General features: G+C 72.3%; 12 protein-coding genes. 10 read left to right on the top strand and 2 right to left on the bottom strand.

All coding sequences use genetic code 11. The features are described 5' to 3' along the window. Window positions 1-63: 63 nt before the first annotated feature. From AOK01_RS25580 to AOK01_RS25625, 10 genes are all read left to right on the top strand, one after another. Entirely contained in the window at window positions 64-1,320 is a 1,257-nt protein-coding gene (locus AOK01_RS25580) for an ATP-grasp domain-containing protein (RefSeq protein ID WP_055515613.1), read from the top strand. Continuing rightward, window positions 1,317-2,252, top strand: coding sequence for a Rossmann-like domain-containing protein (locus AOK01_RS25585; RefSeq protein ID WP_079103733.1), 936 nt, complete (start codon window positions 1,317-1,319; stop codon window positions 2,250-2,252). Before AOK01_RS25580 ends, AOK01_RS25585 begins: the two co-directional genes overlap by 4 nt. Continuing rightward, window positions 2,249-3,331 carry a PLP-dependent cysteine synthase family protein gene (locus AOK01_RS25590; RefSeq protein WP_055515615.1) on the top strand — a complete coding sequence of 361 codons (1,083 nt, stop codon included), beginning with the start codon at window positions 2,249-2,251 and terminating at the stop codon, window positions 3,329-3,331. The genes AOK01_RS25585 and AOK01_RS25590 overlap by 4 nt, the downstream gene beginning before the upstream one ends. Further along, a complete protein-coding gene (locus AOK01_RS25595) occupies window positions 3,328-4,422 on the top strand; it encodes a dipeptide epimerase (RefSeq protein ID WP_055515616.1) in 1,095 nt (364 codons plus the stop codon). Before AOK01_RS25590 ends, AOK01_RS25595 begins: the two co-directional genes overlap by 4 nt. Continuing rightward, window positions 4,419-5,651 (top strand): MFS transporter, encoded by a 1,233-nt coding sequence (locus AOK01_RS25600; RefSeq protein ID WP_055515618.1) that lies wholly within the window; start codon window positions 4,419-4,421, stop codon window positions 5,649-5,651. Before AOK01_RS25595 ends, AOK01_RS25600 begins: the two co-directional genes overlap by 4 nt. Continuing rightward, a complete protein-coding gene (locus AOK01_RS25605; RefSeq protein ID WP_055515620.1) occupies window positions 5,648-6,439 on the top strand; it encodes a class I SAM-dependent DNA methyltransferase in 792 nt (263 codons plus the stop codon). The genes AOK01_RS25600 and AOK01_RS25605 overlap by 4 nt, the downstream gene beginning before the upstream one ends. A 67-nt stretch (window positions 6,440-6,506) precedes the next feature. Then, window positions 6,507-8,093, top strand: coding sequence for an ABC transporter substrate-binding protein (locus tag AOK01_RS25610; RefSeq protein WP_055515643.1), 1,587 nt, complete (start codon window positions 6,507-6,509; stop codon window positions 8,091-8,093). Next, on the top strand, window positions 8,090-9,043 hold the full coding sequence (locus AOK01_RS25615; RefSeq protein WP_055515623.1) for an ABC transporter permease: 954 nt from the start codon (window positions 8,090-8,092) through the stop codon (window positions 9,041-9,043). Before AOK01_RS25610 ends, AOK01_RS25615 begins: the two co-directional genes overlap by 4 nt. Beyond that, on the top strand, window positions 9,040-9,903 hold the full coding sequence (locus AOK01_RS25620) for an ABC transporter permease (protein ID WP_055515625.1): 864 nt from the start codon (window positions 9,040-9,042) through the stop codon (window positions 9,901-9,903). The genes AOK01_RS25615 and AOK01_RS25620 overlap by 4 nt, the downstream gene beginning before the upstream one ends. Beyond that, entirely contained in the window at window positions 9,900-11,600 is a 1,701-nt protein-coding gene (locus tag AOK01_RS25625) for an ABC transporter ATP-binding protein (RefSeq protein ID WP_055515627.1), read from the top strand. The genes AOK01_RS25620 and AOK01_RS25625 overlap by 4 nt, the downstream gene beginning before the upstream one ends. Window positions 11,601-11,621: 21 nt before the next feature. Here AOK01_RS25625 and AOK01_RS25630 read toward each other — a convergent pair whose 3' ends face one another. Both AOK01_RS25630 and AOK01_RS25635 read right to left on the bottom strand, forming a co-directional pair. Beyond that, window positions 11,622-12,197: a hypothetical protein gene (locus tag AOK01_RS25630; protein WP_055515629.1), complete on the bottom strand. Its 576-nt coding sequence runs from the start codon at window positions 12,195-12,197 to the stop codon at window positions 11,622-11,624. Window positions 12,198-12,360: 163 nt separating this feature from the next. Further along, the coding region (locus AOK01_RS25635; RefSeq protein WP_055515630.1) for a tetratricopeptide repeat protein at window positions 12,361-14,374 on the bottom strand (2,014 nt) is incomplete at its 5' end.

The following is a 14,374-nucleotide window of genomic DNA, read 5'->3' on the forward strand; positions in this document are numbered from 1 at the left end:
GCCCCGCCAAGGGGTGCCCCCGCCATGCCCTGAAGCTCGGTCGGAGTGCGCGAAAGGGGAGTTGTGGCTCATCTGTTGGTGGTCGAGAGCTGGGTCGGGTCGATGAGCAGACTGCTGCCACGGGCGATCCGCGAGGGTGGGCACGAGTTCACCTTCCTCACCCGGGACCTGCACCACTACCTGCGCTCCGCCCCGGAGGGCACGGCCCATCCCCTGCTCGCGGCCCGCAACGTGCTGACCGCCGAGACGAACGACGTCGGACCACTGCTCCCGGAGGTGGAGCGGCTGCACGGGGCGCTCGGCTTCGACGGGGTCGTCACGTCCTGCGACTACTACCTGCCCACCGTGGCACGGATCGCCGCCCGGCTGGGGCTTCCCGGTCCGACGCCCGAGGCCGTGGAGAACGCGTGTCGCAAGGACACGACGCGCCGGGTACTCGGCGAGGCCGGTGTCCCCGGCCCGCGGTTCGCCGTCTGCGCCGACCGGGCCGAGGCCGAGCAGGCCGCCCGGGAGCTCGGCTTCCCGCTGGTGGTCAAGCCCGTCGACCTCTGCGCGGGCATGTACGTACGGCGCGTGGACGACGAGCGTGAACTCAGCGAGGCCTGCCGGGCGATCGCGGACTTCCCGCTGAACGCCCGCGGTCAGCTGCGCGCGCCCGTCCTTCTCCTCGAAGAGTTCCTCGACGGGCCCGAAGTCAGCGTGGAGACCGTGTCGTTCGACGGTACGACGCAGGTGGTGGGCGTGACCGACAAGAGCCTCGGCGGGGCACCGGCCTTCATCGAGACCGGTCACATGTTCCCCGCCGCCCTCGCTCCGGCCGACCTGGAGGCCGCCCAGGACACCGCGGTGCGGGCGATCAAGGCGCTCGGTCTCGACTCGGTCGTGGCCCATACCGAGATCAAGCTGACCGCCGCCGGGCCTCGTGTCGTCGAGGTCAACCCGCGCCCGGCCGGAAACCGCATCACCGAGCTGATCCGCCATGTCACCGGACTCGACCTGGCCGCCGCCTGCGTCGATGTGGCGCTCGGCCGCACCCCCGACCTGCGCCGGCGTGCCACCGGACTGCGCAGCGCGGCCGTGGGCTTTCTCGTGCCGGACACCGCGGGAACACTGGAGTCGATCGAGGGCTCCACGCAAGTGCGGGGCGCGCAGGGCGTGTTGGAGGTCCAGCTCGCCGAGCCGGGTCGCGCGGTGAAGGCGGCGGGCAGCAACAACGAGTACCTCGGTCATGTGATGGCGGGCGACGCCGAAGGGCTCGGAGCGCGGGCCCGGGTCGAGACGCTGCTGTCCGGGCTGCGGCCGCTGGTGTCCGCCCGATGAGGGCGGGGATCGACGCGCAGCCGTCCTCCACCACGCGGGACACGGACGCGATCGGCTCACCCTCGTACGGGGCCCCGGCCGCCACGTCACCGGTGCCGGTACCAGCGCCGGCGCCGGCCTCGGCCTCGTACGACGATCTGGTGCGGCAGGTTCTGGGCGCCGAGCTCGGTCCCGACCCGCGAGGCCTGCGCATCGCCGTGGCGTTCACCACGAGTCAGGCCGTACGGCACGACGGGCGGCGCGGCGGCTACCGCAACGAGGTGCTCAGTCTGCGCCTGGGCCGGGCGGTCGGCTCGTGTGCGGTCGAGCCCGGCGCGCTGCCGGACGGCGCGGTGGACGACTGCGCCGGGGCGGAGGTCGCACGGCTGCTGGAGCATCCGCTCCCGCCGGTCCGGGTGGCGGCCCTTGACGCCTACCTGATGCATGTCCGCCCGCACACGCCGCAGAACGGGGCACTCCCCCGCCCGCTGCCCGCCGGGAGTTCCCTGGAGAAGTCACGGGAACGGGCGCGGGCCGTCGTCGAGCTGCTGGACGTCGGACCCGGGCAGACCGTACTCGTCATCGGCGTCGTCAACTCCCTTCTGGAGGCCCTGCGTTCGCGGGGCGTCCCGTACATACCGTGTGACCTCAAGGGCGGCACGACGGAGTGGGGCGAGCAGGTCGCGACCGACGCACACGCCGAACTCGACCGCTGTGACGCCGTGCTGGCCTCCGGCATGGCCCTCGGCAACGGGTCCTTCGAACCCCTGCGGGAGCATGCCCTGCGCACCGGAAAGCAGTTGGTGATGTTCGCGCAGACCGGCAGTGCCGTGCTGCCGTACTTCCTCGGCGCCGGAGTGAGCGCGGTGTGCGCGGAGCCGTACCCCTTCTTCTGGCTGGACGGCGGTCCGGGTGTCATCCACCGCTACGGCTGTGCGGAGGCGGCCCTGTGACCACGGCCGCACTGCGTCCCCTCGCCGCCAACCCCGACCTGCTCGCACTGCTCGGCCGCACACCGCTGGCCAGGGTGAGCACCGATCTGCCGTTCCCGCAGCCCGGTTTCTGGGCCAAGCTGGAAGGGCTGGCCGCCGGTGGCATGAAGGCCCGGGCGGCGGTGTCCATGCTGCTCGGCGCCCGCGAACGCGGCGAACTGCTCCCCGGCGCCCCGGTGGTGGAGTCCACCTCCGGGACGCTCGGCATCGGTCTCGCCTTCGCCGGACAGGCGCTGGGCCACCCCATCGTGCTCGTCGGCGACACCGAACTCGAACCGTCCATGCGGCAGTTGCTGCGCACGTACGGAGCCCGTCTCGAACTCGTCGACCGCCCCGCCGACGTGGGCGGCTGGCAGGCGGCCCGGCTGGCCAGGCTGCGCGAACTGCTCGGGACGCTGCCGGACGCGTACTGGCCCGACCAGTACAACAACCCCGACAACATCGCCGGTTACGCCTCGCTCGCCGCCGAACTCGCCACGCAGCTCGACCACTTGGACGTGCTGGTGTGCAGTGTCGGCACGGGCGGTCACAGTGCCGGGATCGCGGGGCCGCTGCGCAGGCACTGGCCCGCGCTGCGACTGATCGGGGTGGACGCCACCGGTTCCACCATCTTCGGCCAGCCCGCCAGACCCCGGCTGATGCGCGGCCTGGGCAGCAGCATCCATCCGCGCAACGTGGCCTACGAGGCCTTCGACGAGGTGCACTGGGTCGGTCCGACCGAGGCCGCGGACGCCTGCCGGCGCCTCGCCCGCGGCAGCTTCGTCAGCGGCGGCTGGAGCACCGGAGCGGTCGCGCTGGTCTCCGCGTGGGCGGCCCGGGTCCATCCCGGTGCGGTGGTCGCCACCGTCTTCCCCGACGGCCCGCACCGCTATCTCGGCACGGTCTACGACGACGACTTCGCCGCCGCGCACGGCCTCGACCCGGCCGCCGCGGCCACCCGCCCCGTCGAGATCCCGCACGCACGCGCCGTCGAGGCCACCGGCTGGGTCCGCTGCGCCACGGTGACCGACCCCCTGCACCTCCTGGAAGGGAGCCCGTGAAGGCCACCCTGCGCACCGTACGGCTGGCGCTCGCCGAGCCGCTGCGCATCTCCCGTTCGACGATGGCCGCCCGTGACGCCGTCTGGCTGACGGTCGAGCACGAGGGTCTGCGCGGCCACGGCGAGGCCGTCACCAGCGTCTACTACGGCCTCGACACCGCCACGCTGGAAGGGCAGTTGTACGAGTCCGGCCGCGAGCTGAGCCGCTTTCCGGACCCCGAGAGCGCGCTGCGCGAGTGGTCGCCGGACACGCGGCAGGCGGACGAACGGCGGTCGGGCGAACGGCCGCCCGCGGTGACCGCGGCCGTGGAGGCGGCCCTGCTCGACCTGTGCGGCAAACGGGCCGGCGCCCCCGTGTACCGGCTCCTCCGCGCATCCAGCGCCGATGGTGCGGGCGGCGCTCCGAGTGCCCGCACCGCCCGTACCATCGGCATCGTCCCGGCCCCGCACGCCGCCGCGCAGGCGCGCGCACTCGTCGCCGCCGGATTCGGCCTCCTCAAAGCAAAGGCGGGCACCCCGGACCCCGAGGACGACCTCGACCGGATACGTGCCATACGCGCCGCCGCGCCCCACGCCCGGCTCCTGCTGGACCCCAACGGCGCCTGGACCTCCGACCAAGCCCGTCAACTCATTCCGCATTTCGCGGAGTTGGGCGTGGAAGCCGTCGAGCAGCCCGTCGCCCCCGGTGATCCGGAGGCCCTGGCGCGGCTCGCCGAGCGTTCACCGCTGCCGCTGATCGCCGACGAGGACGCCGTCGGGCACGAGGACGTACGCCGTCTCGCCGGCCGCATACACGGGGTGAACGTCAAGCTCGCCAAGTGCGGCGGCCCCCGAGCGGCGCTGCGCATCGCCGAGTTGATCGCCGGCAGCGGCACCGAGCTGATGCTCGGCTGCCTCACCGCCAGCACGCTCGGCCTGGCGCCCGCCGTGCACCTCGCCGACCGTGCCCGCTGGGCCGACCTCGACGGGCATCTGCTGCTCGCCGACGACCCTTGGACCGGGATCGGCGGCGCCGACGGAGTCGTACGGGCGAGTGAACTGCCCGGACTCGGCGTACGGGAGAAGCGCGCGGGAGAGGCGGGCGGGCCGTGAAGACGCTGCACGAGATACGCGGCTTCTCGCCCGCGATCCGGCTCCTGCTCGTCAACCAGTTCGGCGTCAACACCGGCTTCTACCTGCTCATCCCCTATCTGGCCACGCATCTGGGCGAGGACCTGGGCATGTCGGCGGCCGTCGTCGGCATCGTGCTCGGGGTGCGCAACCTCAGCCAGCAGGGGCTCTTCCTCATCGGCGGCTCGGCCGCGGACCGGCTCGGGGCACGCGGGGTCATCATCGCCGGCTGCGCGGTGCGTACCGTCGGGTTCGCGTTGTTCGCGCTCGGTGACGGACTGGCGGTGCTGCTGGCCGCGTCCGTGCTGAGCGGGCTCGCCGGGGCGTTGTTCAACCCGGCCGTGCGCACCTACGTCTCGCAGGAGGCGGGCGACCGCAAGGCCGAGGCGTTCGCGCTGTTCAACGTCTTCGCGGCCACCGGGGCGCTGGTGGGGCCGCTGCTCGGCAGCGTGCTGCTGTTCGTCGACTTCCGGGCCTCCGCGCTCACCGCCGCCGGGATCTTCGCGCTGCTCACCGTGGCGCAGGCGCTGGTGCTGCCCGCGCGGGCGGTGCCGCCGAGTCCGGGCAGTGTGCTCGCGGACTGGCGCGAGGTGGTCGGCAACCGCGCCTTCCTGGCCTTCTCGCTGGCCATGGTCGGCATGTTCACCCTGGAGAACCAGCTGTATCTGCTGCTGCCCGACGGGGCCCGCCGGGCCACGGGCTGGGACGGCGCGGCCGGGCTTGTCTTCCTCGTGGGAACGCTCGCCAACCTCGCGCTGCAGATGCGGCTCACCCGGGCGCTGAAGGCGTACGGCAGGCGGGTCATCGGGGTCGGACTCGCCCTGATGGGGCTCGCCTTCCTGCCGCCGATGCTGGTGTCGGGCGCCTCTCCGGCGGTGTGGCACGCCGTGCCCGTCCTCCTGGGCGTCCTGCTCCTCTACGTCGGCGTCATGGTCGCTCAGCCCTTCGTGATGGAGCTGATCCCGGCCTTCGGCAGACCGGAGCTGACCGGCACCTACTTCGGGATCTTCTACATGGTGTCGGGGATCGCCGCCGCCATCGGCAACACGGTCGTCGGCTGGGCCATGGACGCAGGCGACCAGCGGGACGCGGCCTGGCTGCCCTGGGCCTGCTGCCTGGTGTTCGGACTGGCGTCGGCGGGCGGGGTCACCTGGCTGCGCCGCCTCGGGGCACTGCCCGAGCGCCCCGTTCTCGTGGAGGCGACGGCATGACGAGCGGCAACCTGCTGACCGACAACCCGGAACTGTACGAGGTCAGATTCCCCGACCCCGACCGGCTGGCCGGGCGGTGGACCGAGGACTGCCTGCGCCGGTACGGGGCCGGTTCCGTACCGGTACGGACAGTCCTCGACCTGGGATGCGGCACCGGCCGGGACGCGGCCTACCTGCACACCGCCGGCCGCTCGGTCGTCGGCGCCGACCTCTCCGAGGCGATGCTGGCGTACGCCCGTGACCGGCACCCCGGCCCGCGCTATGTACGCGCCGATCTGCGGGACTTCTCCCTCGGGGCCTTCGACGCGGTGGTGTGCCTGGACAGTTCGCTCCTGTACTGCCACACCAACGACGACCTCGACGGATTCCTAGCCTCCTGCCGTCGCAGTCTGGCCCCCGGCGGGCTTCTCGTCGCCGAGATGCGCAACGGCGCCTACTTCCTCGGCCGCGACGACCTGCTGAACACGCCGAAGGTCAACGGCTTCGAATGGCAAGGGACTTCGTACCGGTCGACGACCACCCTGCACATCGACCGCACCGCGCAACTCCTGCGCCGTATCCGCACCTGGACCGCCGACGACGGCTCGGCTCCCGTCGAACAGCACTCGGCGTGGCGGCTGCTCCTCCCCCTGGAACTGCGCCATTTCCTGGCCGCGCACGGCTTCACCGTGCTCGCGCTGCACGACGGTCCGGGGCCGCGCACCGAACCGCCCTGGCGGGAGGGCGACCTGCCCGGCACGGCGGCGGACGCCGACCGACTGCATGTGGTGGCACGTCTCACCGGCTGATCACCGGCCGGCCGCGCCGCACTCCCTGACACCTCTCACCGGCACCTCACACAGCAAGGACTTCCTCATGCAGGACTACCCCGGCCTCCGTCGCAGAGGCTTTCTCGCGGCGGCCTCCGGTATCGGCGCCCTCGCCCTCGTCGGCTGCGGCGGCTCGGACGACTCCGGCGCGGGCGGCTCCGGCGACGGGACCGGCGGCAACGACGGGAAGCCCAAGCGGGGCGGACGGCTGCGGGCCGCCTTTGCGGGAGGCGGCGCGAGCGAGACGCTCGATCCGCACCTGGCCAACCTGTTCGCCGACGCGGCCCGCGCCAAGGCTCTCTTCGACAAACTGGCCGACTACGGGGACGACCTCGCCGCCCAGCCACGCCTGGCCTCCGGCTGGGAGCCGAACGCGGGGCTCGACCGCTGGAAGGTCACCCTGCGGAAGGCCAACTTCCACGACGGGAAGCCCGTCACCGCCGAGGACGTGCTGTTCAGCTACCGCCGCATCGCCGACCCCGACAAGGCGTTCCGCGCCAAGGCCTCCCTCGAACCCATCGACCTCAAGGCGAGCCGGGCCGTGGACGAGCGGACCGTGGAGTTCGTCCTCAAGCGGCCCACCGCCGAATTCCCCAACGTGCTGGCCGCGTTCGGCGCGTACATCGTTCCCGACGGGTCCTCCGCGGCCGACTTCGACAAGAAGCCGGTCGGCTCGGGCCCCTTCCGCTTCGGGTCGTTCGCACCGGGCCGCTCCGCCGTCTTCCGCCGCAACGACGACCACTGGGACGGCGCCCCGCACCTCGACGAGGTGGAGTTCGTCGTCGCCAACGAGGAGTCCGCGCGGGTGAACGCGCTGCTCGGCGGGCAGGTCGAGTACGCCCACGAGCTCAACCCGACGACCGCGCGCGCCCACGAGGGCAAGGGGCAGATCGAGATCGTGCGGCTGCGGAACAGCGCCATGCAGGCCTTCGCCATGAAGACCGACCGGGCGCCCTTCGACGACAAGCGGGTCCGGGAGGCGTTCTTCCTCATCGCCGACCGCCAGGAACTCATCGACGGGGCACTGTCCGGAGCGGGCGTGGTCGGCAACGACCTCTTCGGCAAGGGATACGAGTACTACGCCGACGGCCTGCCGCAGCGCGAGCAGGACCTCGACCGGGCCCGCTCCCTCCTGAAGAAGGCGGGCGCCGAGAAGCTGAAGGTCACCCTGGACACATCGGCGGTCGCGGCCGGGTTCACCGAGGCGGCCGGCATCTTCCGCGACCAGGCCGCCAAGGCCGGTGTCACGGTCGAGGTCAGGATGGGCAGCAAGGACTCGTACTGGGCCGACATCCTCGACTCCGGCACCCTGTGCTGCTACCGCTCGGGAGCCATGCCCATCGAGTCGCACATCTCGCAGCGGCTCCTCACCGACTCCACCACCAACGCCACCAAGTGGCACCACAAGGACTTCGACGCGCTCTACCAGCAGGCGCAGTCCACGAAGGACGCGAAGGAACGCGCCGCCGTGTTCGGGCGGATGCAGCGCAGGCTCTACGCCGAGGGCGGCTTCCTGGTGTGGGGGTTCGCCGACTGGATCATCGGAACGGCCAAGGGCGTCAAGGGCGTCGACCGCAAGGCGCCCGCCAACACGCTCGACTGGGCCCGGTTCGACAAGGTCTGGCTGGCGTGAGCGGACTCGGTTCGTGGGCCGCCCGGCGGCTGCTGCTCGGCGGTGCCCAGACCGTGGCCGTGGTGGTGCTGGTCTTCGCGCTCACCGAGGCGCTGCCGGGCGACGCGGCGGTGGCCCTCGCCGGGGACCAGCCGGACCCGGCGCGGATCGCCGCCATCCGCGAGGCGATGGACCTGGACCGGCCCGCGTACGAACGGCTCGCCGACTGGGCGGCCGGGCTGCTGCACGCGGACTTCGGGACCTCCTTGGCCTCCGGGCGGCCCGTCACCTCGTACATCTCCGGTGCCTTCGGTCCGACGCTGCTGCTCGCCACGCTCACCGTCGCGCTGCTGGTGCCGATCGGGGTCGGGCTCGGGGTGCTGGCCGCGCGGTTCGAGGGGCGGTTCGTGGACCGGCTGGTCAGTGCGGTGACGCTCGGGGTGTACGCGGTGCCGGAGTTCGCGTTCGGCGTGCTGCTCGTGACGGTGTTCGCGCTGCGGCTCGACTGGCTGCCGCCGACGGCGGTCGGTTACGGCACGGATCTGCTCGGCCATCCGGCCGCGCTCGTCCTGCCGGTGCTGGTCCTGCTGTCCCGCCCGGTGTGCTCACTGTCCCGGCTGGTGCGCGCCGGCATGATCGACGCGCTCGCCTCGCCGTACGTCGCGCAGGCCCGGCGGTACGGGATTGCGGGCGCCCGGGTGCGGTACGCGCACGCCCTGCCGAACGCGGTCGCGCCGGCCGCCCAGCAACTCGCCCGTACCGTCGACTGGTTGCTGTGCGGGGTGATCGTCGTGGAGGCCCTGTTCGTGATCCCCGGTCTGGGAACCGTGCTGATGAACGCCGTGGCCGAGCGGGACGTGCCAGTGGTGCAGGGGCTCGCGGTGGTCTTCGGGGTGATCACGGTGGTGCTGAACCTGGGGGCCGACGTCGTCGCCCACCGGTTCGCGCCGCGGGCGGAGGTGGCCGCGTGAGATCTCATCGCGGAGGGCTGCCGTTCGGGCGTTTCGCGCTCGGGGCCGTCCTGGTGTGTGTGCCGCTCGTGCTCGCCCTGTGCGGGCCGCTGCTCGTGGGCGGGCCGGGGCCGCGGGCCACCTCCTTCACGCTCGGCGACGGGCACTGGCTGGGCACGGACTTCGTGGGGCGTGACGTGTGGCGGCAGGTGCTGCTCGGCGGCCGGCCCGTGGTGGTCGTCGCGCTCACGGCGACGGCGTTGGCGTATCTGGTGGCACTGCCCCTGGGGTTGATCAGCGCGCTGACGCACCGGACCTGGCTGGAGGAGACACTGATGCGGCCGTTGGACGTGCTCCTTGCCGTGCCGTCCCTGTTGATGATCCTGCTGGTGGCCTCGGTGTTCTCGCCCGGAACGACCGGGCTCGCGCTGCTGGTGGCGCTCGTCAACATCCCGGACGCCGCACGTATCGTCCGGGCCGCGGCGGCGGACGTGGCGTCGCGGCCGGCGGTGGAGGCGCTGCGGATGCAGGGCGAGTCGTGGTGGCGGATCGCGGTGGGTCATGTCGGCCGGTCGATCCTGCGACCGCTCGCCGCCGACGCGGGAATCCGGCTGACCGGCGTCCTGTATCTGGTGGCCACGGCCGCTTTCCTGGGCATCGGGGTGGCACCGGACGCGGCCGACTGGGCCGTGATGGTGGACCGGAACCGCACGGGCCTTTTCGTGCAGCCCTGGGCCGTGGCCGTCCCGGCGCTGCTGATCGTGGCGCTGACGATGGGATGCAATCTGCTCTTCGACGCGATGCTGAGGACCGAACGGGACGCTGTGCCGGACATCGTTCGGGATATTGGTCGGGATGTCATGAAGGAGCCACGTCCGTGAGCGGGTCGACAGCGGTCGCCGAGATCGAGGGGCTGACCGTGGAGGTCGGCGGCAGACGCATCGTCGACGGGGTGAGTCTGCGGGTGCTGCCCGGGAAGGTCACCGCGCTGGTCGGGGCCTCCGGCAGCGGGAAGACGACCACGGGGCGCGCGCTGCTGGGCGAGTTCCCGTCGGGCGCGGTCGTCAGCGGCTCCGTACGGGTGGCGGAGGCGTTGGTCGGCTACGTACCGCAGCATCCGGCGGCGGTGCTCAATCCGGCACGGCGGGTCGGTGCGCTGCTGCACGACATCGCGCGGGGCCAGGTGCGCGAGCTGCCTCGCCGTGAGCGGCGCCCGGCGGCCCTCCAGCGCGTCCTGCACGCCCTGGAGGCGGCCCAACTACCGCAGGCCGAGGACCTGTTGAAACGCTTTCCGCATCAGCTCTCGGGCGGCCAGCAGCAACGTGTCGTGCTCGCCCAGGCGTTGCTGCTCGGCGCGCGGGTCGTCGTAGCGGACGAGCCCACCACCGGTCAGGACGCGCTCACGAAGCGCCGGGTCGTCGACGAACTGGCGGCGGTCGCCGCGCGCGGCATCGGGGTCGTCCTGCTCAGCCACGACCTGGAGACGGTACGCGCGCTCGCCGACGAGGTACTGGTCATGCGCGACGGCCGGGTCGTGGAGTCCGGCCCGGCGGAGCGGGTGTGGCTGGCCCCTGCGCACCCTTGGACACGCCAACTCCTTGCGGAGCAGCCACCATTGGCGCAGGACGCGCCGAGTGGGCCCCGCCCGGGGGCCGTACTGCGAGTCCGCGGCCTGCGGGCCCGCCACCGACCCGGTGTCGAGGTGCTGCGCGTCCCGGAACTCACCGTGCACCCCGGCGAATGCCTCGCCGTCCTCGGCCGCTCGGGCAGCGGGAAGACGACCCTCGCCCGCTGCATGGCGGGACTCCATCGCACGTACGAGGGAGAGGTGCTGCTCGACGGGGTCGGGCTGCCGCGCAGCCTGCGGGACCGGGGGCGGGCGCAACCAGGCCCTGTCCGGTCGATCTTCGCGGGCCCGCGACGCCTGGCACGGCACCTCGCCGCGTTGTCGGACACACCCGAGTACACCCAGTACGAGGGCGATCCTCCGCCTTGCGATGCACCGCACCAGACGCCGCGGGCTGATCCACGAAGATCGACCGGACAGGGCCTGGCTGCCGTGCAGTACGTCTTCCAGGACGCGCGTGCCTCCTTCGACGAGCACCGGCCGGTTCTCGACCAGGTGGCCCGTACGGCGGTACGTCTCCGAAGGGTGCCGCAGGCGGACGCCCGGGCCGAGGCCTCCGACGTGCTCAACAGCCTCGGTCTGTCCGACGAGTTGGGGGCCCGCACTCCCGCCCGGCTGTCCGGGGGCGAACTCCAGCGGGCCGCGCTCGCCAGAGCGCTGCTCGCCCGGCCGCGGGTGCTGGTGTGCGACGAGATCACTTCCGGGCTCGACACGGTCACCCGCCGGGGCATCCTCGACCTGCTCGCCGGGCTGCTGCGCGACCGCGACGACCTCTCCCTCGTCCTCATCACCCACGACCTGGACACGGCCCGACTCGCCGCCAGGATCGCGGTGCTGGACGCCGGAGACGTGGTCGAGCAAGGACCGGCCAGGGACATCCTGACGGCGCCCACGCATCCGTTCACCGTGTCGTTGGTGGAGTCCTCGGTGCGGCTCGCGACGCGGTCGTGACCACTGACCGCCGACCGCCGCTCAGCGGAAGTCCACCTCCACCGGATCGGCCACGACCGTCGTACGGGGCACTCGCGCGACGAGTGCCAGCAGCTCGTCCAGTTCGGTGCCGGCCGGCAGCCCGAAGCCCCCCAGCCAGTCCTGCGGCCGGGCGGCCTCGGTGTCGAGCGTGAGAGCGTAACGGAAACGGCCGGGCCGCCGGGGGGCAAAGTGCGCGAAGGTCATGAGCGGCAGGCAGCCCGGCCCCGAGGCCGGGTCCCACGACTCACCCGGCGCCAGCCTGCGCAGATCCGCCGGCCTGAGCGGTCCGACGAGGGGGTCCTCGGCGGGCGCGGGGGACGCCACGACGGCGCCGCCTCCAGCACTCCCGCCACGCTCAACACCCTCAACGCCCTCAGCACCTTCGACACGTTCGGCGTCTTCGGCACGCGTCACGGTCGGCAGATAGCGCGGGAAGCGCAGTCCGTTCTCGGAGCCGTCGAGCACTCCCGCGATCCACAGGTCGCTCCGGCCCGTATTGCGGATCTCCACCCGCACGGGGGCCGGGCGGCCGAGGGGCTGGGGGCCGCCCGGCCCGTACAGGACGAGGTCGATCACACGACACCTTCCTTCCTGTGCCGCCCCGTCCGCCGTCGTCCGGAGCCGCCTGCCCGTGATGCTGTCACAACTGCCACGGCTGGCCCCGCACTCGGCCGTGGAGGGCGCTCACGGGCAGAGGGGCCCGTGAGCGCCCTCCCGGGCGCGGCGTGCGGGGCGCGGGTCAGCCGCCGAACTCGGCGGTGAGCCGTGCCTTCGTGGTGTCGGCCTGGTCGCGTACGGCGTCCACGACGTACGGCTTGAACGCCGGCGTGTCGAAGTGCTGGACCAGCCGGTCGAGCGTCGTGTTGGCCTCTTCGAGGTCGCCCTGGCGGGCGTAGGCGCGGGCGAGGCGCCGCGAGGCGAGGTTGAGCGTCAGGTTGTCGACGCCCTTGCCCTGCTCGGAGGCCTTCACCACGTGGGTGAGCTGCTCGATCCCGGACTTGGGGTCCGGCGGCCGGACGACCAGCTCGGACTTGTCCGGGCTGAGGCTCTTGAACTCGTGCTCGAAGTTGAGCCCCTTGGCGAGGCGCGCGTACACGGCGAAGGGGTGCGTGGCGTGCCGCTCGATGATCTCCTGGAGCGCGTCGTTGCCGGACTGCAGCGACGGCGAGTCGGAACCGCGCAGGGCGAGTATCTTGCCCTGCTCCTCACCCATCATCAGCTCGGCGAGCCGGACGTCGTCCTGGCTGACCGGATGCCGTACGTCGAGCCGCAGCACCGGCGAGACGATCCGGGACCCGTCGGAGGCCAGATAGGCCGCGCGCAGCTGGTAGGTGCCCGGCTGCTGGAAGTAGTGGCCGTCGCGGCCGTAGCCGATGTAGGCACTGCTGTAGATCGCGGGCCGGCCGGCGTCCAGGCGCACGGTCCGGTCCTGGTCGACGCAGCGGCGCAGCAGCGGCCGGTAGAGCACGGTGCGTCCGGAGGGCTGCCGGATGGCGACGCTGACGAGTTCGTCGTCGGGGTGGAGGTGGTTGTGCGTGGAGCGGCCGCGCAGGTCGGTCGTCTCCAACTTGAGCTCCACGACGACGGGTTCGCCGAACGAGAAGCCGCTCTTGCCGACGCGCAGGTCGAGCCGGAGGCCGGACTCGTCGGTGAGGGGCTCGTCGAAGAGCTCCGGTTCGATGTCGGCGGCGCCGGTGGCGAACGCGTTGGCTCCCATGATGACGTTCCGGTAGAAGCCGTGCCGCAGGTGGATCTGCTCGTTGTCGGTGAACTGGAAGGGGAAGGCGCCCCAGTAGGCGGCCGCTCCGCCGTTCCCGTTCAACGGCTGGTAGTTCTGCGGGTAGTTCATCCAGGACAGGTCGGCGAAGCCGTTGTTGCCGCCGAGCGGGGCCGGGGGTGTCGCCAGGTTCTTCTGCCAGGAGTGCAGCAGGTTGAAGGAGTGGCCGAGCTCGTGGACGTACGTGCGCAGCATGGCGCGTTGCGCTTCCGGGTCGGTGCCGCGGATCAGGTCGTAGAAGACCGCGCAGCCCTGCCGTTGGAAGGTGTCGGCGGCGTCGAACATGATGCCGCGCACGCCTTCCATTCCCTCGTAGCTGCCGGCCACCAGCAGCCACAGTTTCCACTGCGGGACGTTGCGCCAGAGGCTGAAGTTGGTCTCCATGGCGCCGTGCAGTTCGGTGTTGGTCCAGCCGTTCCGGCTGTTCGCGATGGTGTTGGCGGTGCCGGAGACCAGCAGTTCGATGCCGGCCTCGGCGTAGGCGCGGGGCACGGTCAGCGTACGGGCCGGGCTGTTGGCGGGCTGCGGGAGCGCCCCGGTGTCGTACGAGAGGAAGGGCACCGTCCCGGTCACGGAGTCCTGTTCCCACTCGACCGTACGGAAGTACGGCGAGACGTACGGACAGACGTAGGTGGCGCCCAGTTGGCCCGGCGGGCGGAGGAACTCGACGGTCGCGGCGCCGGGCCGCTGGTTGGTCCTGCTGCGCGGGACGGTGACCCGCACGAGCGTGAACGCGGTCGTCCAGGTGTAGGTGGCGATTCCCCTGATGACCACGCGGGTCGCGCTCCGGGAGACGGTGGGCGCGTCCACGATGAACGAGCCGAAGTACGCCTTCGTGCCGCCGCCCGTGCTGAAGAAGTCACCGCTGACCTTCCTCAGCACCTTCGGCCCGCCGGGGACGCTGTCGACGTCGACGCGCAGGTCCAGTTCGTAGCCGCTGCTGCTGCCGCGGTAGCGGCCTCGGGTGGGGCGGTGG

Source organism: Streptomyces aurantiacus, from assembly GCF_001418335.1.
Taxonomy (GTDB): Bacteria; Actinomycetota; Actinomycetes; order Streptomycetales; family Streptomycetaceae; genus Streptomyces; species Streptomyces aurantiacus.

What these genes read in the sequence shown, in the direction of transcription:
- AOK01_RS25605 (WP_055515620.1), top strand. Translation starts at nt 5,648, where the DNA reads ATGACGAGCGGCAACCTGCTGACCGACAACCCGGAACTGTACGAGGTC.
- AOK01_RS25585 (WP_079103733.1), top strand. Translation starts at nt 1,317, where the DNA reads ATGAGGGCGGGGATCGACGCGCAGCCGTCCTCCACCACGCGGGACACG.
- AOK01_RS25610 (WP_055515643.1), top strand. Translation starts at nt 6,507, where the DNA reads ATGCAGGACTACCCCGGCCTCCGTCGCAGAGGCTTTCTCGCGGCGGCC.